This window comes from Sporosarcina sp. 179-K 3D1 HS (assembly GCF_047228905.1).
Lineage (GTDB): Bacteria > Bacillota > Bacilli > Bacillales_A > Planococcaceae > Sporosarcina.
This window is the reverse complement of record NZ_JBFEGI010000010.1, coordinates 35545-60440: the sequence shown is the minus strand read 5'-3', so window position 1 is coordinate 60440 and position 24896 is coordinate 35545. Positions and strand designations below refer to the sequence as shown.

The following is a 24896-nucleotide window of genomic DNA, read 5'->3' as shown; positions in this document are numbered from 1 at the left end:
CAATTTTTCATGGCATAGGCCAATCTATCGGGCCCCTACCATCCGTTCGGGAATCGATATCTCTTCATCCACTACAAATCCGGCTTGATAGGTGAGTAACTTCAACTTTTCCTCCGGATCATGATAGACAAAATAACTCCCCGGGTTGTCTGTATACCCGGTTTCTACTTTATTCAAAAGGGTCATCCCGTTCTCTTCAAAATTACTTTCCAAATAAGACGCTTTAAAAGCCTCCTGATTCGGTTGGGAATAAATCGTATGGATGTTTTTCAACGATTTCATGGATGGTTCGTAATAAAGAAAACTTCCAATGACGCGTCCTGACTGTTTTAAAAAAGGTTGTAAGATAGAAACAGGCGGTTCCCTATACAACAAGGAAAATTGGGTGAATGACACACTGTCGATGAAGAAATCAATTGACCCGTGCGCCAGCGGCAAGCATAGATCGCTGTTGACCATATACAAGACATTCAACCCTAGATCGAGCAGTTCAATCTTCTGTTTCAGAATTTTCATATCCTCAAAGGAATGCCCTGTGAAGATATAATGGCAAGTGGGCGAAAGCGTTGCCAAGTACTTTGGCAGCAACATGGAAACTTCAATATTGGTTTCAATCAAGACCTTGTTGTCCAGTTCATGCCTTTTCAATTCATTCAACATCCACAACTTACCCTTCTCCAGCAGGCTGATGAATTCGGGATTCCACTTTGTGACATCGATATTGTAGATCGAATAGTTGCTAGGGGAAGACCGCAGCTGATCCGTTACTAAAATCCCCTCCTCAATTCGGGCTTCATAGCTGCATCCACACTGCAAAACTCCTTCGTAAATAAAGCTCCCTTGCATAGTCACGCCATTCAAGTTCAATTGCTGTTGACAATGGGGACAACTGAAATAAGGTACGAAATATAGCGGGACCCCTGACGGCGGATCATTAGAAAGCAGGGACGGAGTAGATTCGATTTTGGATTCAATGGAACGGATCACAGTTGCAATCTGTTGTTTCTCCTTCCTCAACTCCTCCTTTTTCTGAACGAGCAAGTCCGTGAAATAACTGGAGTCTCCCGTATGGGGGCTATTCGTCAAACGACGTAGTGATAGGATGGCGTGAATTTCCTTTAAGGAAAAGCGGAACCCTTTCAACATATTGATCAATGCCATATCTTCCAGGCAGTTCTGGTTCATCCGGTATTGCTTATTTTCTCTGTCGGGAATTAACAGCCCCAACTCGATATAATAGCGTACCGTATCCACTGTTACGTTAAATTGTTTCGCAAATCCACCAATTTTCAACGACTCGACCTCCTATTAATACCTCTGGAAAAGTGGAGGGGACTCCATCTTTTAGTATAAACGGTATGAAAAAATGGGATTGACCCCATGTAAACTCCATTCAATAGACTGATTATACGGAAAAGTATTGAAGGATTCAATTTACGATTAAGTTGTTGGAAGGAGTACAATGTCATGAGCAGAGTATCGGATACACTAAAGCAAGAAGTGATTGCCTGGAGGAGACATCTCCATGAATATCCCGAACTTTCATTTCAGGAATATGAGACATCGGAATTTGTCTATCAACAATTACGGCGGATGTCCGGCTTGGAAGTGACGAGACCTACAAAAACAAGTGTGTTAGCCGTTTTGATAGGGAAAGGGCAGGCTTTGGAAAAGCCCTTGACTATCGCGTTCCGGGCTGATATGGATGCGCTTCCAATCCAAGAGGAAACCGACATCCCTTTTGCATCGAAAAATTCTGGAATAATGCATGCATGTGGGCACGATGCCCATACGGCCATGTTACTCGGAGCGGCGAAAGCGCTTTCGGAAAGGGCGGACGAGATTTGCGGGGAAATCCGATTCATCTTTCAACATGCAGAAGAATCACCGCCGGGGGGAGCTATTGAGCTAGTGGAAAAAGGGGTCGTGGAGAGTGTCGATTATGCGTTTGCCCTTCACGTGACGCCTTACGAGCAAGCGGGCACCATTTGTATAAGAGAAGGTGTGCTATGTGCTTCTAACGATGACTTTGAAATCAAAGTCATCGGGCACGGCGGACACGCTTCCACCCCTGAACGGACCATTGACCCGCTCATGGTCGGAGTGGAAATCGCGAGCAATCTCCAGCACATCGTTTCGCGAAAGCTGCCGGCACTACATGCGCCAGTCGTTTCTGTAACCAAATTCAATGGGGGAAGCGCCTTGAATATCATCCCGGATACAGTCGAATTGGGCGGCACCATCCGTGCGCTGGATGCAGATATTCGAACAAAGGCTAAAAACTATGTCAATCAAATCGTTAAAGGAATTACGGAAGCGCACGGAGCCAGCTATGAAACGACTTGGCATGAGGGCTATGCCAGTGTTGTGAATAGCGTTGATGCCGTCGCCATATCGAGAGAAGTGGCTGAAAGTATTTTTGGAAAGGACCATGTCATCCAAGTGGAGGAGCCGTTATTTGGCGGAGAGGATTTTTCGGCCATTTCCCAACAGGTACCGGCTTCCTTACAGTTCATCGGGGTGCATAACCCTGAATTCGGAGAAGCATTCCCATTGCACCATCCAAAGTTTAAAATCGAAGAGGACGCTCTGCAGTACGGCGTTGATTATTTTGTCGGCATTGCCAAAAAACTATGTTTCCAATAAAAATAAAATGACAATAAGGGGGATTGATTCGTATGTTGAAAGATCCTGTAATTGCTACTATGATTATCCTGATACTCGTTGTGGCAGGTGAAGTGATTTCCATTAAAACAAAGGCGCGTATACCGATGTTGGCGGTCGCCTTATTCGGTTACCTTGTTCTGATTTGGGTCGGTGTGTTCCCGGAAGACCTGATGAGCAATTCCACTCTTGCCACACTAGGTGGTTTGATGTTCGCTCCCTTGATTGTACATATGGGGACTTTGATTCCTTTTAAGATCATCAAGCAGCAATACAAATCTGTCATTATCGCGTTAATTGGTGTCAGCATATCAACCATAACCATCCTTCTTGTCGTTACTCCGATTTTCAGTTATCCGATAGCCGCATCCGGGACAGGAACAATCAGCGGAGGGGTAATCGCATTCTTGATCACTTCGGATAAGTTACGCGAACTTGGCATGGCCTCCATTGTGACGATCCCTGCTGTCATTCTAGGTTTGCAGACATTGGTAGGTTTACCGCTCGCGACGTTTTTCCTCCGTCGCTATGCAAAAAAGCTTGTGGAGAATCCGGAATACGTCCAGCAGATGGCTGTGTCTCATTCTTCCATATTGGAACATGCTGCAACGACAGAGTCTGGGAACAAACAAAAACGGAATTGGCTTCCGGAGCGCTATGCCACTCAGCCGATTTTGCTATTCCAATTGTTTATCGGGGGATCCCTGGCTGTGTTGTTAAACCATTTAACAGGTATCAACTACGCTCTCTGGGCACTCATTATCGGTTTAGTAGGGACGGGTGTCGGGTTTTATCGGGAAAACATGCTAGAAAAATCGAATTCGTTCGGAATCGTCATGCTCGCCATCGTATTTGCGGTTATCGCTTCCATGAATGGGGTAACGTTTGAGATGTTGGTGGAGTACTTCCCTGCCGTCTTGACAATCCTTGCGATTGGTGCGGTCGGTATCATATTGGGCGGGTTGATCGGCTCAAAGCTTGTAAAGTGGGATATAAATAAAGGTATTCCTGTCGCATTGACAGCCATGTTCGGTTTTCCGGGAGATTACATCATCTGTGAAGAAGTGAGTAGAAGTATTGGACGAACAAAGGAGGAAGAAGAATATATTTTCAATGAAATCCTGTCGCCTATGCTCGTCGGAGGTTTTACCACAGTGACGACCGCTTCCATTTTTATCGCCGGGATTGTCATGAGTACATTGTAGGCGTGTTTGCTACAGACGTTATTGATCTTAAGTAGGTAGGTGTATGTATTGAATAAAAAAGCATTCGGGCTCGCCCTGTTTTCCGTCATCGTATGGGGATCAGCCTTCGCAGCGATCCGGGCAAGTTTGCTGGGCGGCTATTCCCCCGGTCATCTGGTGCTTTTCCGTTTTTTAATCGCATCCAGTATATTTATCATCTATGCGTTATGGCCAGGCACTTCATTTCGACTTCCTCGGAAAGAAGATATTGGGAAGATTCTCCTCTTGGGATGGATTGGGATCAGTGTCTATCAACTTGGGATCACGTTTGGGGAAGAGACCGTTTCAGCGAGCACGGCAGGGATGATGATTGCCTCGGCTCCCATTTTCACGGCGCTCATCGCGATTTTTGCCTTGAAGGAACGTCTCAGTGCATTTGGATGGGTGGGGTTGCTTGTCGGCATGCTGGGCACTTTCTTAATTATGCTCGGTTCTGGTGAAATGTCGTTTGCCGGCTCAAAAGGCATCGTGTATATTTTGATTGCCGTATTGGCTACGTCAGCCTTTTTTGTGTACCAGAAGCCGCTCTTTCAACGATATCGGCCGATTGAATTGACCGCTTATTTCACATGGGCCGGGACACTACCCTTTTTCATCTTTTTCCCGGGTCTTGTAGAGGGAATCCAAGCCGCCTCGTTTGAAGCGAACATGTCGGCCATCTACGTCGGCATCTTCCCGGCTGCCATCGCCTATGTGGCATGGGCGACAGCCCTGTCATTAAGTGATGCGGGCGTTGTGACAAGCGTCATGTACGTTGAGCCGGTATTTGCCATCATTGTGGCCTCGCTCTGGCTGCATGAAGTTCCCGGCATTCTTTCGTTAATCGGAGCCACTATCGCCATCGGCAGTGTGGTTATCGTGAATTGGGTCGGGAAAAAAGAGCCGCCCGTCTTACATGGGCCGGCGGAAAATTAGTACGCACAGACATGCTTCTTATAGGGGAGCATGTCTTTTTGTTGCTGTTGTTGTCCGGGAAAAGCAAACACCTCAGCTTGGGGAAGGCTGAGGTGTTTGCTTGGTAGATGATGGTGTGACTTCGTTCCTTTAAACACGTATTACAGCGATGCTACAAATTGCTTTCCCTTCGGCAGGGCCAACTCATTCGTCCAGTAGCTATTGGCTTCTATCGAACTAAGGCAGTTTCCAACGAATAGGGATAGTATTCCAACCAATTTCTGAAGAAGTACAACGAACCAGGAGAGCAGTCCAACTATTACGGGATGATGTCCAACGACTCGGAGGAACTTTTACATTCCTACCCCATTCCCTTCCAAGCTCCTACTAAATCATTGAGAAGCTAGATTAATCTAGCAGGCAGTAGGGTAAAACAAGGAATAAAACAATAAGCGGGGTGGGGAGCGTTGAATTGGTTTGAGAGTATTTCGATGACGTCGGCATTGTTGGTGATTTTCCTGATCATCTTGCCGATATTGACGGCTGTTTTTCTATATTTCTATGATCGGATGCAGAAACAGCATGCCATCTTGCGGAATTATCCTATTTTAGGGCGAGTCCGCTATATTTTTGAGAAGACGGGTCCGGAGTTGCGTCAGTATTTATTTGATGATGATAATGATGGCAAGCCATTCAATCGCGAGGAGTATTTGCGGATGGTATTACCCGGCAAGTATTTGAACAGCATTATCGGGTTCGGCTCGAAGCGGGATTTTCAGGAATCAGGCTACTATATTCGGAATGCGATGTTTACGAAGCAAAATGAGGAGATGCGGGTCGATAATGCCGATTTGGTGAATACGAAGCGGTACATTATGGATGAGGATAATTTATTTTCCCGCCGTGAACATTTGGAGGATGTTCCGACATTGCCTTGGCTCCTTCCGGAGGAAGATGCGGTGGTGATCGGTCCGGATTGCGAGCATCCTTTCCGGGTTCGCGGACTGCTTGGGCAATCGGCGATGAGTTATGGGGCGCTTGGTGACCATGCGATTACTGCTCTGTCGAAGGGAATTGGGTTGACGCCTGGCTCGTGGATGAACACGGGGGAGGGCGGCTTGTCACCTTATCATTTGGAGGGAGGTGCGGACCTCATTGCCCAGATCGGCTCGGGTTTATTCGGATATCGGACGGAAGAAGGAGAATTCAGTGTGGAACGGCTCCTTGAAAAAGCCGCACTTCCGCAGGTGAAAGCCTTTGAATTGAAGCTTGCGCAAGGTGCAAAAATGCGCGGGGGGCACGTGGAAGGAGAGAAGGTGACGCCAGAGATTGCGGCGATTCGGAATGTCGTGCCGTATACGACTATCAATAGCCCGAACCGGTTTCATCAGTTCGATGATTATCCGTCACTTTTCGACTTTATCGATGAAATCCGCGGGCATGCGGGTAAGCCGGTTGGAATTAAAATCGTGGTCGGCGGCAAGGAGGATGCGGAGGAATTGGCTTCTTACATGCAGCAGACGGGGAAAGGCCCGGACTTCATTTCGCTGGACGGGGCGGAAGGCGGTTCGGGCGCGACGTATCAAGATTTGGCCGATAGCGTCGGACTACCGCTTCATTCATCTCTTGTTTTACTGGATGATGCCCTTCGGAAGTATGGTGTGCGGGAACGCGTGAAAATTATTTCGTCCGGCAAAATCACGACTCCCGACAAGGCCGCAATTGCGCTTGCCATAGGGGCGGATTTGGTGCAAAGTGCCCGGAGTTTCATGATATCTGTCGGCTGCATCATGGCGCATCGTTGCCATACGAACGATTGCCCGGCCGGTGTTGCGACGACCGATAAGAAGCTGCAGGAGGGACTCGTCATCGATGAGAAAAAATATCGGGTCGCCAATTATATTTTGACGATGCGGGAAGGCTTATTCCGAATGGCATCGGCTGCCGGACTTGATTCTCCGACGAAGTTCGAACGCCATCATGTGATCTATAAAGATGAACGGGGCCGGGTTTTTCCGGTAGAATGAAAGTTTGAAGGCTGTTCCTCCGGGAGCAGCTTTTTTAATTAAAATTCTTCCGATCCCATCCGGTCTACTGAAAAGGTATAGTATACTATAAGAAAATTCAATACATAGAGGGAGAAGGACTGACTATGACAGTATTTAACCATGAAAAAACAATGCTGAAGAATATTCATGCGCCGGAGACGTATCCGGCCGCGTTTTCTGAATTGGAGGCAGCCGCCCGTGAACAACTGGAAGTCGGCCCTTACGGCTATATCCAATCTGGAGCGGGTGGAGAGCAGACGATGCGGGATAATATCACCTCGCTTGCGAAGTATTCCTATGTACCGCGATTCTTGAACGATGTATCACACGTCGAAACGTCGGTCACTTTGTATGGCCGTACCTATCCGTTTCCGCTGTTGCTCGCGCCGATCGGTGTGCAGAAAATGGTGCAAGAGGAAGGAGAGGTGGCGACAGCTAAAGCCGCGGCTGAGCTTGGACTGCCTTTCATTCAAAGCACGGTGTCGAGCTGTTCGATCGAAGACATTGCCTTGGTAACGGGATCGAGCCCGAAATGGTATCAACTGTATTGGTCGCAAAATGAAGACATTGCGTACAGCATGGTGAAGCGAGCTGAAAAAGCAGGGTATGAAGCGATCGTGTTGACGGTCGACACGATGATGATCGGCTGGCGGGAGCAGGATATCCGCAGCCGGTTTTCTCCGCTTGCCAATGGGTTTGGCCAAGGGAATTACGAATCGGATGAAGTCTTCATGAATTCACTTCCTTCGAACGATCAAAACGCGATTGTTCAAGGGATATTGGAAAATATCCTACATCCGTCATTGAGTTGGAAACAGGTGGCGGAATTGCGGAAGTGGACGAAGTTACCGATTTTATTGAAAGGGATTTTGCACCCTGAAGATGCCAAGCTGGCGATGGAACACGAGATCGATGGAATGATCGTCTCCAATCATGGCGGTCGGCAATTGGATGGCGCCATTGCCAGCATCGATGCTTTGCCGGAAGTCGTGAAAGTGGTCGATGGCAAAATCCCGGTTTTATTCGACAGTGGTATCCGTCGGGGTTCCGATATCGTCAAGGCGATGGCCTTGGGAGCAGATGCGGTGTTGGTCGGCCGACCTTATATTTACGGACTTGCCGTCGGCGGCCAGGCGGGCGTGGCTCACGTCCTAAACAACTTACTGGAGGAATTCCGGATTTCCATGGCTTTGTCTGGCGTGGCGGATGTAAAGGATTTAGGGAAATTAAAGATTGTCAAAAATGGCTGAGGAATGATTTGCGAAGACCTCCAAAATATTGCATAATAATATGTTAGGACAACTACTACAGGAGATGTGCAAAAAAATGACAATCAACATAAATACAGATACAAAAACACCTCAGCAAAATAAAAAAAAGGAAAATCACGGGCGGTTACTCGTAAAATGTCCGGATCAGCCCGGAATCGTTGCGGTGCTGTCCAAATTCCTATTCGACCATGAGTCGAATATTGTAGAATCAAGTCAATACTCGAGTGATCCGGAAGGCGGGACGTTTTTCATTCGCCTCGAATTTCATTGTGAAAATTTATCGGAGAAACGTGCGCAGATGGAGGCAGATTTTCAAGAGATTGCTGCTCATCATTCGATGGAATATCGTTTTGCTTACGGCAGTGAGCGGAAGCGGACCGCTATATTTGTGTCGAAAGAGCCTTATTGCTTGATGGAGTTATTATGGGAATGGCAAAACGGCGATTTGGAAACAGATATCGTCGTTGTGATCAGCAACCATGAAGACTCCCGAGACATGGTCGAAGCCCTAGGAATTCCGTTTTATTATATTCCGGCGAATAAGGATATTCGCAAACAAGTGGAAGAGGAACAAATCCGCCTGATGGAAGAGTACGACGTCGATCTACTCATTTTGGCCCGTTACATGCAGATTCTGACTCCGGAATTTGTAGAGCGTTTTCCGAATCAAATCATCAATATTCACCATTCCTTCTTGCCGGCATTCATCGGTGCCCGTCCATATGAGCGTGCATTCGCCCGCGGTGTCAAGCTGATTGGCGCGACTTCCCATTACGTCACCAATGATCTTGATGAAGGTCCGATCATCGAGCAGGACATTGAGCGAGTCGATCACCGGGATGATGTAGTCGAATTAAAGAAAATCGGTCGTCAAATTGAACGCCGTGTCCTCGCCAAAGCTGTAAAATGGCATTTGGAAGACCGTATACTTGTGGAGAATAATAAAACGATTGTGTTTCATTAAAATCAAAACTCAGCCTGTTTACGTAGGCTGAGTTTTTTATTTGTATTCATGTCAGGTAGTGAGCGCCTTACTACCATTCCCTCTATAAAAATAGTAAAGTGAAAATAACTTTATAATTTACTAGAAGGGATGGTTAGACGTGAAAAAAGGTAGACATCTTTTGCTTCTGACGTTGTTCATCGTGCTTGCCTCCTTGTTGATAAATAGTGAAACAGGATTTGCAAGAACCGCGGAGGTACCGAATGAATGGCTCGTCAAGTACAAGGAACCGACCCGATCATTGGCGGCGAGGGAGCAGCCGGAGACGGAGTCCGTTGAGAAGATTGCGCCGCAAGTGGAGTTGCTGACTTTTCCGGAGGAGATGAGCCCGGCTGATATCGAGCAGGAGCTGAAGAAAGATCCATTGATCGAGTATGTCGAGCCGAATATGGAAAGGCGTTTGATGATGGCTGTAAACGATCCCCATTACAGCAAACAATGGTGGATTCCTCATGTGAAAGCCGGCATCCTTTGGGATCAGGCGCTAAAGCAGAAACAGGATATTGTCGTGGCTGTGATCGACACGGGGGTGGATTTGACCCATGAGGATTTGAAGAGCCGCATTGCGCCGGGAGGATATAATTTTTATTCCAACACGACAAATGTAACGGATGAGAAAGGGCACGGCACGATGGTGGCAGGCGTCATCGCGGCCCAATTGAACAATCGGAAAGGAATTGCGGGAGCGGCCGGGCCTTACCAGGTCTCAATTCTACCGTTGAAAATTTTCAATCAGGACTCAGCCAGTTTGTCGGATTTAATCCGGGCGATTGACTATGCCGTTTCTCAAGATGTCGATATTATCAATTTGAGTTTGGGAGGCAATCAGTTTTCCCGATTGGAAAATGAAGCAATCCAGCGGGCGGTTGATGCGGGTATTACAGTGATTGCCGCGGCGGGGAATGACGCATTGGTAGGGAATCCGGTCATGTATCCGGCAGCGTATGATCATGTCATTTCGGTCGGCGCTATCAATTCATCGAATGTCAAAGCGAACTTTTCCACGTACAATCAACAGGTCGATCTCGTGGCACCGGGACAGCAGATCCTCTCCACTTTTCCGAACCAAACCTATCGTTATATGGATGGCACTTCGTTTGCAGCACCGATAGTATCAGGTACTGTCGCGATGATGAAAGGGTTATATCCAGACTTGTCCACCCATGAAATCGAACAATTATTGAGAAGGTCGGCCACCGACTTGGGCATGCCCGGCTTTGATACCTATTATGGTATGGGTGCCTTGGATATTAGCAAACTATATGCCCAATTGGAGGAATACGAAAAGTCCGTCATCCAATTCGGGTACGATTTCCCGGCCATGCAGGTCTATGATTCAAAAGTGTTCACCGTGACGTTCAATCAAACGCTTGCGGCTGATCAAGACTTTTCACGAAGTGTTACAATCAGCAGAAGGGCGGACGGGACCGAACCGATCACATCCTTCGCGGCCGTCGTCAATCCCGCCAACCCGAAGCAGTTATTGATCACCCCCGCAACGAAATGGGAGCCCGGTGCTCATTATTTGACCATCACGACAGATGTCCGCAATCAAAACGGACAACCGTTGAAGAAAGAAGTCCATATGAAGTTTGATGTAGGAAGCTATTAAATGAAACCACCTCCTGACAGTTTTTTGGTTAGGAGGTGGTTTTCGGTTCGTGGAATTGGTAGTTTGCCGGGATTCTACCAGGGAAAGGCGGAGTCCTCCCGTTGTTGGTCGCAATCCTCAGCAGTTTGGTCGTAGTTCTCTGGCAATTTGTCGTAATACCTCTCCATGAGCGGGATTTTATCAGGGAAGGGAGTAATCCTCCCGCCAGTTGCCTGACTCCCCCTCTAATCTAAAACTATTGAACTCTAAAAAATCTGAAATCCCCTTGCCCTTTACGTTAACGTCAATGCTATACTGCTAGTAAAAGTGAGCGGGGTGGTGGAGCTGAGGTCGATTACTGAAGTGGCGAGTCAATTTGGCGTGTCTACGCGGACCATCCGTTATTACGAGGAGGTCGGGTTGTTATCTCCCGAACGGTCGGAAGGGAATCAGCGTTTGTATTCGAACCGGGAACTGGCGAAGTTGAAGTTGATTTTCCGTGGGAAGAAGTATGGCTTTTCATTGGAAGAAATCAAAGAAATGGTGTTGCTGTTCGATCGGGACCGGACGGGGCGAAAGCAGCTGGAACGGACTATTGAATATGGGGATCAAAAAATCCGCGATATCGAGGAAAAGATTGAAGAACTCTATGAAATAAAGCTAGAGCTGGTACAACTGCGAAGTGAGTTCACTGAAAAGTTAAACAAATTAAAAGGAGGACTTGAGAGATGAACAGTTCACAATTATTAGAGCGAAATGCAAGAAAATATCCGAATGCAGAAGCGGTTGTTTGCATGGGAAATCGCATTTCGTATGCGGAATTGAATCGCCACGTGAATCAATTCGGCCATGCTTTGCGTCAGGAAGGCGTTCAAGCCGGAGATAAAGTCATCCTCTTCATGCCGAACGTTCCGGAATTCGTCATTGCCTATTTTGCAGTCCAACGAATCGGTGCCATCGTAGTTCCCGTCAATGCCAAGCTGACGCAACCGGAAATTGAGTATATTGCTGAGCATTCGGATGCCACCGCACTCATTGCCCATGAGCTTTTATTTCCGGCAATCGAGAAAATGAAAGCGCTTTCCGTATTAATTAAGACAGGGGAAGCAGCCGGCAACTGGAAGAGTTTCGAAACTTTGCTTGCTGCAGGTGACGAGCAAGCCATCCCTTGTTCTTTGAAAGAAGGCGACGAGTCGACCATTTTATATACTTCCGGGACAACCGGGAAGCCGAAAGGGGTCCTGTTTAGCTATCGGAATATCTTGACCGTTGCTTCGATGATCGCAGTTGAAATGGAAGTGAAGCCGGAAAGCCGGATCTTGCTCATGATGCCGCTCAGCCATTCGGCCCCGCTCCATTTATTTCTCATGGCAGGTGTCATGGTTGGTTCGACGCTTGTCCTGACACCGACATTCACTCCTGATCTTTTTATTGATTCAATAGAACAAGAGAAGACGACCCACTTTTTCGGAGCGCCGGTTGCCTATTTGGTGACGGCTAACCATCCAAGGTTGAAAGAAGCCGATCTTTCTTCCTTGAAATGGTGGGTTTACGGCGGAGCTCCGTTGTCCGCTCCAGAAGTGAAGCATCTGCAGGGAGCATTTCGCACGGACAATCTCGTTTGCGTATACGGAATGACGGAAGCGGGGCCGAGCGGGTCGTTGCTGTTGGCGGAAGAACATGAGACAAAGGCGGGCAGTGTCGGCCGACGGGCTCCTCTCCATACGGAACTTCGTATTGTCAATGAACAAGGGGAAGACGTGGGCGTTGATGAGATTGGTGAAGTGGTGCTGCGCGGGGAAGGCAATATGCTCGGCTACTATAAAAATGAGGAAGCGACCCGGGAAGCGTTTTTGGGTGAATGGCTCAGGACGGGGGATTTGGCCAAGTTCGATGCCGATGGGTTTATTTGGATCGTTGACCGTAAAAAAGATGTCATTATAACGGGCGGGACGAATATTTATCCTAAAGAGATCGAGGAAACGATTTTGCAATTTGAAGGAATCCAAGAAGTGGCGGTGGTGGGCGTTCCGCATCTGGAGTGGGGCGAGACCGTCAAAGCGGTGTTCGCAGCGAATGCACCTATCGATACTGTTAAACTAAATGCTTTCTTGGAAGAGCGGTTGGCAAAGTTCAAAGTCCCTCGATTATTTGAACAAGTGGAAGCCTTGCCGCGCAATTCCTCGGGGAAAATATTAAAACAACCGTTACGTGAAGGAGTGACTGTATCGTGAAAGTGCTTCAGGAACAGAAGGAAACCGAGACGCTGAATTTTTTTAAGGAAGATGAAACGCTCCATAAAATTTTGGAAGAACGGTTGGATGGACCATTTCTCGAATACGCCAAAGCGCATTTGCAATCGTTCGGCGAACGGTGTGCCACGGTAATAGATGAACGGGCTAAACATACTGACCGGGAAGGGGAACCTCGCTTGCTCCGCTATGACCGATATGGCGAGGAAATTTCGGATGTTTGGGTCAATGAAGGGTATAGGCAGACAGTTCAGGAAACGTATGATACCGGCATTGTCGGCTATGTGCATAAGGAAATCCCGGGGCTTGGCGGGAAGGGGAATTACACGTATAGCTTTGCGCAGGGGTATTTGTTGTCGCACGCAGAACCAGGATTTTATTGCCCCGTCACGTTGACGATGGCGACGGCCTACTTATTGGACCATTACGCCGACGATCAGGTGAGATCATTATTCCTGCCCCATGTCTGTTCGACGGGGGAGGTCCCGTTGTATGAAGGGGCCACCTTTTTGACGGAACGCCAGGGTGGGTCAGATGTCGGTGCAAATATCGTAACAGCATTAAAAGAGGGCAACCGGTACCGCTTGTTTGGCGAGAAGTATTTTGCCTCCAACGCAGGGATGTGCGGCGTGGCAATGGTATTGGCACGGCTGGAAGGAGCACCTGCCGGTTCTAAAGGATTGACGCTGTTCGCGGTACCTTGGCGGAATGCGGATGGCCAGCTCAATAGTTTGCGAATCCGCCGGTTGAAAGACAAACTCGGAGTCCGTGCCGTGCCTTCGGGGGAAGTAGAGTTTGACGGGGCGCTCGCCTATGTCGTCGGCGATCCGTCGAAAGGGTTTTATTATATGATGGAAGCTTTAAACCTATCTAGGATTTGCAATGCAGTTGCTTCGGTCGGTATTATGCGTCGCGCTTATTTGGAATCAAAAGTGTATGCCTCCCGACGGAATGCGTTTGGCAAACGGCTGACCGAATTTCCAATGGTCCAGGACACACTCGGCAAGATGGCAGCGAAGCTCCATGTCGAAGTGGCGGCGGTTTTCGATTTGATTCAACTGTTTGAAAAAGTGACGGAGGGTAAAGCGTCCGGTCGGGAAATGGTGCTTAATCGGCTGTACATTGCCTTGATGAAAAAAGAGACGGCGGAGCAGGCCATCCATTTTGCGCATGAAGCGATTGAAATGCACGGAGGGAACGGCTATATCGAAGACTTTGTCACACCGCGACTGTTGCGGGATGCCCAAGTACTCACCGTCTGGGAAGGGACCGCCAATATTCTAGGATTGGAGCTCATCCGCTTAGTCAATAAATATGCGGCCCATCAATTGTTCATCGAGGAGATGGAACGGCGAATGGATCCGCTGCCGGATGACCAATGGAAACGGACGCTACAAATGAAATTGAGTGGGTTGGCAACGGATTTGGATGCCTTTGCGAAATTCGATGAAGCGCTGCAGACGTACGAAGCGAAGAAATTGAGCAAGCGGATGGCAGATGTGTATGAAAGCGTCGTTGCCTTGGAATGGTCCGCAAAACATGGCGGGAAATTCGCGAAATTGGCGGAAGTGTACATGGAGGAGACTTGGGCATTGCGCAAAATTGGGGATCCTATGAGGACGGTTGAATATTTTGAGGAAATTCATTGATCATAATGTATTTTGCCCCGCTATGGACGGGGCTTTTTTCTGTGTAGACATTTTCCGCATGGGGAGGTGTTTTTTTATTTGGATAAGTTTGTTACTAATAGGTTAGGAACTTTGTATTTGTTTGGTATAATTAAGTGAAAAAAGAAATAGGGGGAAAGGCTAGTGAAAAGTAGAAGACTAAACTATATTTGGATGTTCATATTAGCTATATCATTGCTATACATAAATCCGACTGCGACTTATGCAGACTCGATCACAGTGACTGTTGATGAGGTTAATGAAAGGTCGATAATGTCTACGAGCCAACCGATTGCTGCGTCGAAATCGTATGAGATGATACGGACGAGTTTGTTGGCGGGTGAAAGGGAGGGGAAATTTGACCCTGCTGAAATTACTTACAAAGAAGTTGGCAGTCTCATTCGCCAGGTCACAGAAGAGAATCCGGAAATTATGTACTACGATGGGGCTACACTTTGGTCTAGTGGCAAAATCGAATATAATTATAAAGTTCCAACTGATGTAGTACGTTCAAATCAACTTCGCTTGCAGTCAAAGGTTGATGATGTCTTAGCTTTGATTATCAAGACCGGGCAAACCGATTTCGACAAAGTCAAAGCCATTCATGATTATCTAGCTCTAACCATTGCTTATGACTATGATAACTTTTTGAATGATACTGTTCCAGCGGATTCCTATACAGCATATGGAGCATTGGTAAAGGGCATCGCCGTTTGTGATGGTTACACGAAAGCTTCCCAACTCCTTATGAATCGGCTAGGGATTGAAAATGAATATGTTTTCGGGTATGGAAATGGCGGAGCGCACTCTTGGAATCTAGTTTACTTAGATGGGGAACCTTATTTCATGGATATTACATGGGATGACCCAGTACCGAATACACCGAATTATGTAAGGTACAAATATTTCCTAGTCACTTCTGCTCAATTAAGTAAAGACCATTCTTGGGAAAAGGTGAAATGGCCTGTTGCGACGAGCACGAAGTATAGTTATTTTACTGATTTCGGGAAAACAATTGAAAGAGAAGACTATTATTTGTATCGTAGTCAATCCGACGGTCGAATATATAAAATAAATAAAAATGGCACGGGTAAGAAAAGAATTATAGAAGAGTCGGCTCCATTTTTTGATTTGCACCAGGATTGGATTTATTTCAGCAACTATTCGCATAGTGGATATCTATTTAAGATAAAAATAGACGGTTCAGGGCTTGAGCAATTAAACGAAGTCCACACAACGGATATTGTAGTTAAAGGGGATATCCTGCAATTTTATAATAATAAAACAGGGCATATTGAGACTATTAAGCTGGAAAGCGGAGGCAATGCCGAGGAGCCCTCGATTGTTCTAAAGGGAGATCCTGTAAAGGCCAATAAAATGTGGACAGTCACGTTCAATCAGGAGTTTGATTTTGCTTCTGTTACGGGTCAGACCGTTACTGTGAAAAATGATAAAGGTTCGGAAGTTCCTGTCACTTTTGGCAAAGACGCAACTGGAACCAAGCTATTGGTCTTTGCACCAAGCCAAGGGTATGAGAAAAATGTCAACTATACTTTGACGGTTGAAAATGTGAAGTCCTTCAAACAGCAAGTGCTGAAAGAGAAAGCGGTTAAGCAGTTCCATGTAAAATGAGTACGTGCACACCCTTCAACATGAAAGGGTGTGCTTTTTCTACGGAAAAATCAATCCGGCTAAATGTAAGCGTTAGACCACGGTCCCCTGGATTCCGCTTGAGTACTGTAGAATTCCCCCTAATCACTGGAGAATTACGACCAACTACGTCAGAATTCCGCCCATAGTCAAGAGAATTCCACCCAGTGGTAAGGATTATGCTCAATCGCGTCAGAACTCCGCTTATCAGCCAGATGCCCCCCACCCCATCAAATCCCTATTCGGCTTGCCATCTTTCTATGATAAACTACTAACAATGGACCAAGAGAATGGAGAGCACAACTTTGAGAGGGTTACGGAATTTACCGATTCGATGGAAGATTACGGGGTTGGCGTTCGGCATTACGTTATTCACTTTGATCATTACAGGGATTATTTACCTTGGCTATATGATGGATATGAAAAAGCAGGAGTTGTCGCATCGGGCGATGATTACGGCGCAATTGGTGGCGCAGATGCAGACGGTGCAGCGGGAAGTGACGGCGGAGAACGCGTCCGAAATATTGCAGCCGCTTGCTGAGAACATCCGGGTGCTGAACGATGTCGACTATGTCGTCATTCTCAATATGGATCGCATCCGTTTGACCCACCCGATTCCGCAACGGCTGCATACGCCGTTTGACGGAGGGGATGAGGACCCGGCCTTCGCTGAGCATATTTATCTGTCGAAAGCCCGGGCCGACAATGCGCATACGGTCCGTGCCTTTGTGCCGATCGTCGATGAAAAACGGAATCAGGTCGGGGTAGTGGTTGTCGGGAATATTTTGCCTACGTTCAAGGCGTTGATAAGTGAAGTAGGCAATCCGGCTCTCGTTATTTTCCTGATCACCTCGGTTTTCGGCATCTGGGGATCGTGGTTGCTCGCCAGTCATATTAAGAAGCAGACGTTTCAGATGGAGCCGGATGAATTGGCACGGGTGCTCGTCGAACGGACCGCTACCTTCAACGCGATGCATGAAGGGGTCGTGGCGATTGATGACCAACGGAGGGTGACGGTCATCAACGAAGTGGCCAAAAAGTTTTTGAACGTGGAAGGCGATATTATTGGAACGAAAATCGAAGACGCCATTCCTGACACGCGTTTGCCGGAAATTCTGGAATTGGGCAAACCGCTGTACCAACGGGAGTTTTTCATTCAAGGCAAACCGATCTTGAGCAATCGGATCCCGATTAAGGTGGGGGATAAAACAATCGGGGCATTGGCCGTTTTCCAGGATAAGTCCGAAGTGACCCGGTTGGCCAAAGAGTTGACAGGTGTTCAAGTATTCGTCGATACGCTGCGTGTTCAAAATCATGAATATTCGAACAAGATCCATACAATCGCGGGGCTCATCCAAATGGATCAAGGGCAAAAAGCGCTCGATTATATTTTCCAACTGACCGATGAACAACAATCGTTGGCCGATGTGTTTTCGAACCAGATCCATGACGACAGCATCCAAGGGTTGATTCTTGGAAAGGTGAGCCGGGGGCGGGAACTTGGAATTACCACCAACCTGCATCCGGAAACGTATTTCATGAATTATCCGGAAGGCGTTACGGTGCATGACTTGGTCGTCATCTTGGGGAATTTGGTGGACAACAGTTTCGAGGCGCTGACCCAATCGGCGAATGAGACGAAAGAAGTGACGATCCTGATTCGGGAAACCGAGGATGAGTTGCTCGTACGCGTCGAGGATACGGGAGACGGGATTCCGTATTCCTTGCATGACAGCTTATTCACGAGAGGTTTTTCAACGAAGGAGAATGAGGGCAGGGGCATCGGCCTGTTCCTCATCAACTCCATTGTGGAACGGGTCGAGGGGGATATTTATATTGATGACGCCAAGCCATCCGGAGCAATCATTTCCATTTGTTTGCCGATGCGGCAGGAGTTTCGGATGGAGATGGAAAAGCCGGCGGAAGGATGGGGAGACCAATGAGGGGAATCATTGTCATATGTTCATTTATTGCCGTGGGGATTGTAACAGCTGTGTATATCGCATTCGGGTTGAATGAACGGCCCGCCTTCGAAGCGAAGGACAATGAAGTCGAAGGTTTGAATGAAAAATACGTCATCCGGTTCAGTCATGTCGTCGCGAAAAACACACCGAAAGACCAGGCAGCCACTTATTTTGCCCAGCTCGTCAAGGAAAAGACGGACGGCTGGGTGGAAGTCCAAGTGACACCGAACGGGGCGCTCTATAAAGCACAAGAAGAATTTGAAGCGTTACGGAAGAATGAAATCCAAATGATCGCACCGGCGTTTGCGGAAGTGACCGTCCATGACCCGAAATGGCTAGTAATGGATTTGCCGTTTTTATTCGAGAACGACAAGGAAGTGGCACAAGCATTCGAAGGGGAGATGGGGCGGCTCTTGTTCGACAGCATCGAGCGGCAGGGATATAAAGCGATTGCATTTTGGGACAATGGTTTTAAGCAAATCACGAATAATATCAAACCGATCATCTATCCGATAGACTTGGAAGGCATGAAAATCCGGATCATGCCGAGCGAAGTATTGAAAAACACGTATGAGCTGTTCGGCGCCACGCCGACCGTCCATCCTTTCAATGAAGTGTATTCCGTGTTGAATGACGGAACGGTGGATGGGACGGAAAATACATTGTCCAATATTTACTCCAAAGGATTTCATAGAAAACAAAAGTATATGACTATCAGCAATCACAATTATTTGGGCTACGTCGTCTTGGTTAATCCGCAATTCTGGGAATCATTGCCCATGAACTACCAAGCGAGCATACAAGAGGCAATGGAAGAAGCGACGGACTGGCTCCGCAACAATGCCCAGACGCTGAATGACGAAATGTTATCGAAAATTGAATCCAGCAATTATTTAGAGGTCCACTATCAAACCGAAGGCGAAAAAGATGTGTGGCGGGACGCCATGCACCCGATATATCGTGAATACAGGCCTTTGATTGGCGAAGCATTGATGGCGGAAGTGGAGAAAATCCAGGCGGGACATTGATGGGGGTGGGATCGGGTGTTGTGAGGTTCGGTAGGAATGTTGTGAAGTTTGGCGGGAATGTTGTGAGGTTCGGGGAAAATATTGTGAGGACTGCCAATCACGTTTCCGGAAAAGGGTGCCAGATTCCGACACGATTTGCGGTTAATGAAACCTGGAATCCTATGAAAAAAAGAGGTCCTCCTTATTCAAGCGAGGTCCTCTTTTTCATTCAAAACTCTATGCCTTTCACCGCGTCAACGCCGTCTTCGTAATAGTGTTTTTCCGGTTCGATGACGGAGACAAGATCGGCGAGTTCCCGGATTTCCGGCAAGGCACTGCGCCCGGTGATGACGAGGTGGACGTGTTCGGGTTTGTTGCGGATCATATCGAGGACTTCCTCTTTTGGGAGGACGTCGTCGATTGGGAATTTGTCGATGGCGAGTGCATTATTCAGTTCATCCAAAATGACGACGTCGTATTCGCCGCTCATGACAGCGTCCCGTGCAATGGGCCAAGCTTTTTTCAAGGCTTCGCGATGTTCTTCAGGGGTTTTGGTCCAAGTAAAGCCGATGCCGAGCTGGACAATTTCAACGCCAAGTTTTTTGAAGGCGATTTGCTCGCCGTAGGATCGCTGGGGAGATTTGATGAATTGATATATTTGTACTTTCATCCCACGTCCCGTGCTGCGCAGGGCCAGTCCCAAGGCTGCGGTCGTTTTCCCTTTGCCGTCCCCTGTGAATACGAGGGTCAGACCTTTTTTATTTTTTTTCATCGGCAACCTCCATCTTCGTGTTTTGATAAACCTTACAAGTGTCAATCCATGTTTCCACCATTTCCAAGCATGTTGCAAAATGGAATTGGGGGAATCCGGCGACTAGGTTCTCCGTTGCCACCCCGTCCGCTTTCATCCCGCGCATGCCTTTCGTTTCATAGGCGTGCTTTATCGGAAAGTTCGGTTCGAAGGTGGAGTAGTGGAACTCATGTCCTTTCGCTTCCCGGTTTGAAGGAAGGAGGAAGTTATCCGCACATCCTTTGATTTCCCGGTAGCCGATCGCTTTTAAAGACGTGTGCATCGTCACATTTCCGGGAATTACGCCGGCCATTTCCGCTACATTTCCGTCCGTCATCGTGATCGATTCCGTCAAATAGCTGAAGCCGCCGCCTTCCGCAAAGGTTGGCATACCGTCCGCAATTACGTCTAAGATCGATTGTTTCGTTTGCTCACTATTGCTGACTGCCGGAACGAATTCTGCCGGAAGGCTGCCGCCTATATAAAGACCGTCGCAATCATGAGGCACGGGTTCATTCGCCAAGGGGGAGAACGAAATGAGTTCCGCTCCGTACGATTCAAGAAGTTCAAAGTTCTCTTTATAATAGGAATTAAAAGCGGCATCCTTCGCCACGGCAATTCGCACGAGTGGATCTCGAACACGTGTGAAAATCGAATCCGCTTCCGGGAACGAAAGGGGCTCTACTGCAGAAATTTCAAGCAGTTTATCCAAATCCACCGTTTGGGACACAAGCTCACCCAGCTGATCAAAAAACGGATCCAACTCGCCCCGTTCAATGGAAGGGATCAACCCGAGGCTGCGCTCTGGAATTTCAATCCCGTTTTCTCGCTTCAGATACCCGACGACCGGAACGCCACATTCCTGCTCGATCGCGGTTTTCACAATATTAAAATGACCTTCGCTGCCAACTCGGTTCGCAATGACGCCGACTATGTTCGGTTCGGAGGATAGCGTCTGGAACCCTTTCACAATGGCCGCCGCGCTTCTTGCCATGCTCGCACAATTGACGACGAGCAAGACTGGGCTTTTCGTGATGACACTGATGTCAGCAGTGCTGCCGACATCGGTCTTCGGATCTTTGCCATCGAAAAACCCCATGACGCCTTCCATGATGGAAATATCGGCATCCCGGCTCGCGTGAGTGAAAATATCCAACACTGTATCTCGTCCGAGCATCCAACTGTCCAAATTGCGGGAAACCCGTTTCGTCACCGCCGTATGATAGGATGGGTCGATATAGTCCGGACCACACTTGAACCCTTGGACCGTCAGCCCTTTTCTCATCAAAGCCGCCATCAAGCCGATGGTCACGGTTGTTTTTCCCACGCCACTCCCTGTTCCTGCAATGACTAATCTGCGATTGCTCAATCAAAACACCGCCCTTTTCTGTACAATGTATGGTTTTCTGAACTTTTGCTGCAGGGCGTCCGTTAAAACAGATTCCACGAGTTTTCCAATTTGTTCACGTGAAATGGATACTTGTCCCTCTGCATCCTGATTCGTGGCGATGGAAACGCAGTCGAATCGGTTCATTCCCAATCGGATGTCCGCTTTCTGATAGGCGGCCATTTTCGCCTCCGTCGCAGCCATGTAGAAGTCGAATACGGTCCGATCGTCTAACGGGGCATCGATGAACAAAAGGACGTGGACGGTATTGCCGAACATCAACAGAAGGGCGATATCCACTCCATCGACTTGCCGCTCAACAAGCAGCGTATTGGCCAAATTACCCGGACAGCCGATCCCGAGTGCTAGGCCGACAGGGATACCGCGCATTTCCATCCATTCTTTCATATGGTCTGGGCGGTGTTCTGCTGCTGGCAAATTGATGAGAAAGAATTGCTGAAGCCATTGGATACCGTTCCCAATCGTCGCATTCGAAAATGTCCGCAACGGCTTGTTGAAAATGATTCCTACACTATCTTCATTGCAATCAACGGAGTAACTTTTAAAAAAGCTTGTGCTGTCCACCACACTCTCCACGGAAGGGGTCATAAGCAATTGGGGTCTTGCCACAATTGGATGTGCTTGCGTTTTAACGTCCACTTCATAGACCTTTCTCAACTGCTCTTCCTTGCGCAAAGTATTGACGTCTCCCACTTCGAGGAAGGATCCTTTATGAAGGAGAGCGACTCTGTCCGCGTAGAGGGAGGCCACGTTCAAATCATGCAAAATCGCAAAAATTGTCAATTGCTTTGTCCGTTGCCATTCTTTCAGCATGTTCAAAATCTGGAACGTGTGCTTGATATCCAAATGATTCGTCGGTTCATCCAGCAACAGGATTTCCGGTTCTTGAGCCAATGCTTTTGCTAATAAAACCCGCTGCTTCTCCCCGCCGCTCAATGTCCGGAACTGTGAATTGCGGAACTGCTCAATTCGTGTCACGTTCATGACATGATCAATGACTTTTCGATCTTTTGCGGATATGCTCTTAATAAAGCCGGTTTGGTGCGGGTAACGGCCGAGACTTACTATTTCCTCTACGGTGAAATCGAATGTCACTTTGCTTTCTTGAGAAAGGACGGCCACCTTCCGCGCTTTCTCGAGCTTCGACATCTTCTCCATCGGTTTACCATCGATTGCGATCGACCCTGACACGATAGGAAGTTGTCCGGTAATTAATTTGAAAAGGGTGGTTTTCCCGCTGCCATTCGGTCCGAGCAGTGCGAAAAACTCACCTTTCTGGATTTCAAATTGAAGATCGTGGATAATCGGTTTTTTTCCGTAACCGCCTGCTAGCTGTTTGACTGTGATCATCGGCTTTCCCCTCTTCCCATTCGATCTCGAATTAAAAGTAAAGCAAATACTGGAGCACCAATCAAGGCAGTGATGACGCCAATCGGCAGTTCTTGCGGAGCAATGATCGTCCTCGCGAGCAAATCTGCGAACACGAGGAAGGAGCCGCCCAGCAATATGGACAGAGGCAAGACATTTCGGTGATTTGGCCCGGTCATGAGTCGCACCAGATGGGGAACGACCAACCCGACAAAACCAATTGAACCGGACACGGCAACTGCCGAACCCGTCAGTAAGGAAGCGCCGATCAAAATGAGGATTTTACCTCTTTTCACATTGACTCCGATATGATCGGCTGCTTCTTCGCCGAGTGCGAGGGCATTCAGCTCCCTATAATGGGCGAGCAAGATAATGGAGCCGATGACAAGGAAGGGGATGATCAGCTGGACGTGGCTCCACCCGCGCATCGCGACACTTCCATATAACCAATACATGATTTGTGTCATCGCATCGCGGTCTCCAAGAGAGATCATCAACGACGTCAGTGCTCCGACGAAGGCTCCGACAATGATACCGGCGAGAATGATCGTCTCAATGGCGAGACTCCTGCTGCTCAATCTGACGATTCCAAAGACGACGAATAAGGTGAGGAATCCGCTTATAATGGCCACGATCGGCAATGTGTAACTACCTAATCCCCAAATCGTATATTGGAAAAATAAAACCGTTACGGCCCCGAGCGCTGCCCCGGATGAAACCCCGATCGTGTATGGATCGGCCAACGGATTGCGAAGAAGCCCTTGGAAGGCGGCGCCTGCGAGCGACAGGGAAGCCCCGACAAGAAAGGCCAATAATACGCGCGGGACCCGGATATTCCAGATGATCAGTTCTTCATTTTTCGGGACATCCGTAAGCCAGCCGAGACCAAATGATTTATCCGCCACGATATGGAGGATCGTGGGAATCGGGAATTTCACACTGCTGACGAATAGGCCAAGAAGGGTTGCACAAAGTACAACCCCAATACTTGCCATATAAAGCCAACCGATTTTACTCCCCAAAAACTTCCGGATAAATGAGTTTTGCAAGTTGCTCGACTCCTTCAATCAGGCGTGGGCCTGGACGGGTAACCGTGTCGCTGTCGACATCGAAAACTTGTTCGTTTTTAATGGCATTGACTTCTGCCCAACCTTCGCGCGCCAAGACGCCTTCGGCAGGATTATCCACATAATAGCCGTATGTAGTGATAATGACATCCGGGTTCAGTTGGACGATTTCCTCTTCCGACAATTTCACCCATCCATCTTGATCTTCAGCGGCATTCGTAGCATTGATTGTTTCCAGCATTTCGTGCATGAAAGTGTTTTTACCGGTTGTGAAGATGTCCGGCGCTGGTGAAACTTCCACCCATACTTTCTTTTTGTCCGTAATTTCTTTTGCTTTCTCTTCAACGGCAGCACGACGGTCTTTCATATCTTGGATAATCTCTTCCGCTTTGTCCGTTGTCCCGGTGGCGGTCGCAATCATTTCCATCGTTTGGTACGCATCGTCGAATGAAGCGGCACTGCCGGTTACGACAACTTTGATGCCCACTTCTTCAAATTGCTTTAGAATATCTTCATGTTTATCGAAATGGTATTTCGTAACAAAGGCAACATCCGGCAACAAGGTCATGACCAGTTCGGCATCCATGTCCTGGCCGCCGACTTTCTGGACTTCCAATGCCTCTGGAGGGTAGTTACAGTAATCGGACACCCCGATGAGGCGATCGCCAACTCCGAGCGCATATAAAATCTCCGTATTGCTCGTCTGGACGGAGATGATCGTTTCCGGTTCTTCTTCGATTGTTACCTCACGACCGACATCATCGGTAAATGTGACTGGGAAAGCTAGCGCTTCTTCCGCTTGACTTGTTGCTTTCGTGTCCGGCGTATTATCCGGCGCGGATTGGTTTGCTGGGGTTTCTTCTTTCGTTCCACAGCCCGTTAGTAGGACCATGCCTACTACGAACATCAAACTAAATAAACCCCATCGTTTCATCATGTTGTGCACTCTACGTTCCTCCTCTTAGTTGTGAACATCAAAAAAGCGCTTGTCCTCGAAGGAAAGCGCAT

19 protein-coding genes are annotated in these 24896 nt (G+C 47.9%); 13 read left to right on the top strand and 6 right to left on the bottom strand.

The features are described from left to right. Positions 1-24: 24 nt before the first annotated feature. The gene (locus AB1K83_RS13320) at positions 25-1293 is read right to left on the bottom strand and encodes a MerR family transcriptional regulator (RefSeq protein WP_413058694.1); all 1269 of its coding nucleotides are present in this window, start codon (positions 1291-1293) and stop codon (positions 25-27) included. Positions 1294-1467: 174 nt separating this feature from the next. Here AB1K83_RS13320 and AB1K83_RS13315 point away from each other — a divergent pair, with 174 nt between their 5' ends. From AB1K83_RS13315 to AB1K83_RS13255, 13 genes are all read left to right on the top strand, one after another. Further along, positions 1468-2646 (top strand): M20 metallopeptidase family protein, encoded by a 1179-nt coding sequence (locus AB1K83_RS13315; protein ID WP_413058693.1) that lies wholly within the window; start codon positions 1468-1470, stop codon positions 2644-2646. A gap of 32 nt (positions 2647-2678) precedes the next feature. After that, positions 2679-3869: a hypothetical protein gene (locus AB1K83_RS13310; protein WP_413058692.1), complete on the top strand. Its 1191-nt coding sequence runs from the start codon at positions 2679-2681 to the stop codon at positions 3867-3869. A 39-nt stretch (positions 3870-3908) separates the two neighbouring features. Next, the gene (locus tag AB1K83_RS13305; protein ID WP_413058691.1) at positions 3909-4823 is read left to right on the top strand and encodes a DMT family transporter; all 915 of its coding nucleotides are present in this window, start codon (positions 3909-3911) and stop codon (positions 4821-4823) included. A 470-nt stretch (positions 4824-5293) separates the two neighbouring features. After that, a complete protein-coding gene (locus AB1K83_RS13300; RefSeq protein ID WP_413058761.1) occupies positions 5294-6829 on the top strand; it encodes an FMN-binding glutamate synthase family protein in 1536 nt (511 codons plus the stop codon). Between the two features lie 125 nt (positions 6830-6954). Continuing rightward, positions 6955-8100 carry an alpha-hydroxy-acid oxidizing protein gene (locus tag AB1K83_RS13295; protein WP_413058690.1) on the top strand — a complete coding sequence of 382 codons (1146 nt, stop codon included), beginning with the start codon at positions 6955-6957 and terminating at the stop codon, positions 8098-8100. A gap of 76 nt (positions 8101-8176) precedes the next feature. Beyond that, complete coding sequence (purU, locus tag AB1K83_RS13290; protein ID WP_413058689.1) at positions 8177-9085, top strand: formyltetrahydrofolate deformylase; 909 nt, start codon at positions 8177-8179, stop codon at positions 9083-9085. Between the two features lie 139 nt (positions 9086-9224). Beyond that, a complete protein-coding gene (locus tag AB1K83_RS13285) occupies positions 9225-10736 on the top strand; it encodes a S8 family peptidase (protein WP_413058688.1) in 1512 nt (503 codons plus the stop codon). Positions 10737-11060: 324 nt separating this feature from the next. Further along, complete coding sequence (locus AB1K83_RS13280; protein ID WP_413058760.1) at positions 11061-11447, top strand: MerR family transcriptional regulator; 387 nt, start codon at positions 11061-11063, stop codon at positions 11445-11447. Beyond that, the gene (locus tag AB1K83_RS13275) at positions 11444-12949 is read left to right on the top strand and encodes a class I adenylate-forming enzyme family protein (RefSeq protein ID WP_413058687.1); all 1506 of its coding nucleotides are present in this window, start codon (positions 11444-11446) and stop codon (positions 12947-12949) included. Before AB1K83_RS13280 ends, AB1K83_RS13275 begins: the two co-directional genes overlap by 4 nt. Next, positions 12946-14616, top strand: a complete 1671-nt coding sequence (locus AB1K83_RS13270) for an acyl-CoA dehydrogenase family protein (protein WP_413058686.1) — start codon at positions 12946-12948, stop codon at positions 14614-14616. The genes AB1K83_RS13275 and AB1K83_RS13270 overlap by 4 nt, the downstream gene beginning before the upstream one ends. Before the next feature lie 162 nt (positions 14617-14778). Further along, the gene (locus tag AB1K83_RS13265) at positions 14779-16266 is read left to right on the top strand and encodes a DUF5050 domain-containing protein (protein WP_413058685.1); all 1488 of its coding nucleotides are present in this window, start codon (positions 14779-14781) and stop codon (positions 16264-16266) included. Positions 16267-16589: 323 nt separating this feature from the next. Next, positions 16590-18227 carry an ATP-binding protein gene (locus AB1K83_RS13260; RefSeq protein ID WP_413058684.1) on the top strand — a complete coding sequence of 546 codons (1638 nt, stop codon included), beginning with the start codon at positions 16590-16592 and terminating at the stop codon, positions 18225-18227. Then, the gene (locus AB1K83_RS13255; RefSeq protein ID WP_413058683.1) at positions 18224-19276 is read left to right on the top strand and encodes a DctP family TRAP transporter solute-binding subunit; all 1053 of its coding nucleotides are present in this window, start codon (positions 18224-18226) and stop codon (positions 19274-19276) included. Before AB1K83_RS13260 ends, AB1K83_RS13255 begins: the two co-directional genes overlap by 4 nt. A gap of 208 nt (positions 19277-19484) precedes the next feature. Here the strand turns inward: AB1K83_RS13255 and AB1K83_RS13250 are convergent, their stop codons facing one another. From AB1K83_RS13250 to AB1K83_RS13230, 5 genes are read right to left on the bottom strand one after another with little or no spacing between them, the layout of a single operon-like run. Continuing rightward, entirely contained in the window at positions 19485-20027 is a 543-nt protein-coding gene (locus tag AB1K83_RS13250) for a cob(I)yrinic acid a,c-diamide adenosyltransferase (protein WP_413058682.1), read from the bottom strand. Beyond that, on the bottom strand, positions 20014-21414 hold the full coding sequence (locus AB1K83_RS13245) for a cobyrinate a,c-diamide synthase (protein WP_413058681.1): 1401 nt from the start codon (positions 21412-21414) through the stop codon (positions 20014-20016). Before AB1K83_RS13245 ends, AB1K83_RS13250 begins: the two co-directional genes overlap by 14 nt. Continuing rightward, entirely contained in the window at positions 21415-22803 is a 1389-nt protein-coding gene (locus tag AB1K83_RS13240) for an ATP-binding cassette domain-containing protein (protein ID WP_413058680.1), read from the bottom strand. It abuts the gene before it with no gap. After that, positions 22800-23870 (bottom strand): FecCD family ABC transporter permease, encoded by a 1071-nt coding sequence (locus tag AB1K83_RS13235; protein ID WP_413058679.1) that lies wholly within the window; start codon positions 23868-23870, stop codon positions 22800-22802. The genes AB1K83_RS13240 and AB1K83_RS13235 overlap by 4 nt, the downstream gene beginning before the upstream one ends. After that, on the bottom strand, positions 23833-24825 hold the full coding sequence (locus AB1K83_RS13230; protein ID WP_413058759.1) for a helical backbone metal receptor: 993 nt from the start codon (positions 24823-24825) through the stop codon (positions 23833-23835). The genes AB1K83_RS13235 and AB1K83_RS13230 overlap by 38 nt, the downstream gene beginning before the upstream one ends. Between the last annotated feature and the right edge of the window lie 71 nt (positions 24826-24896).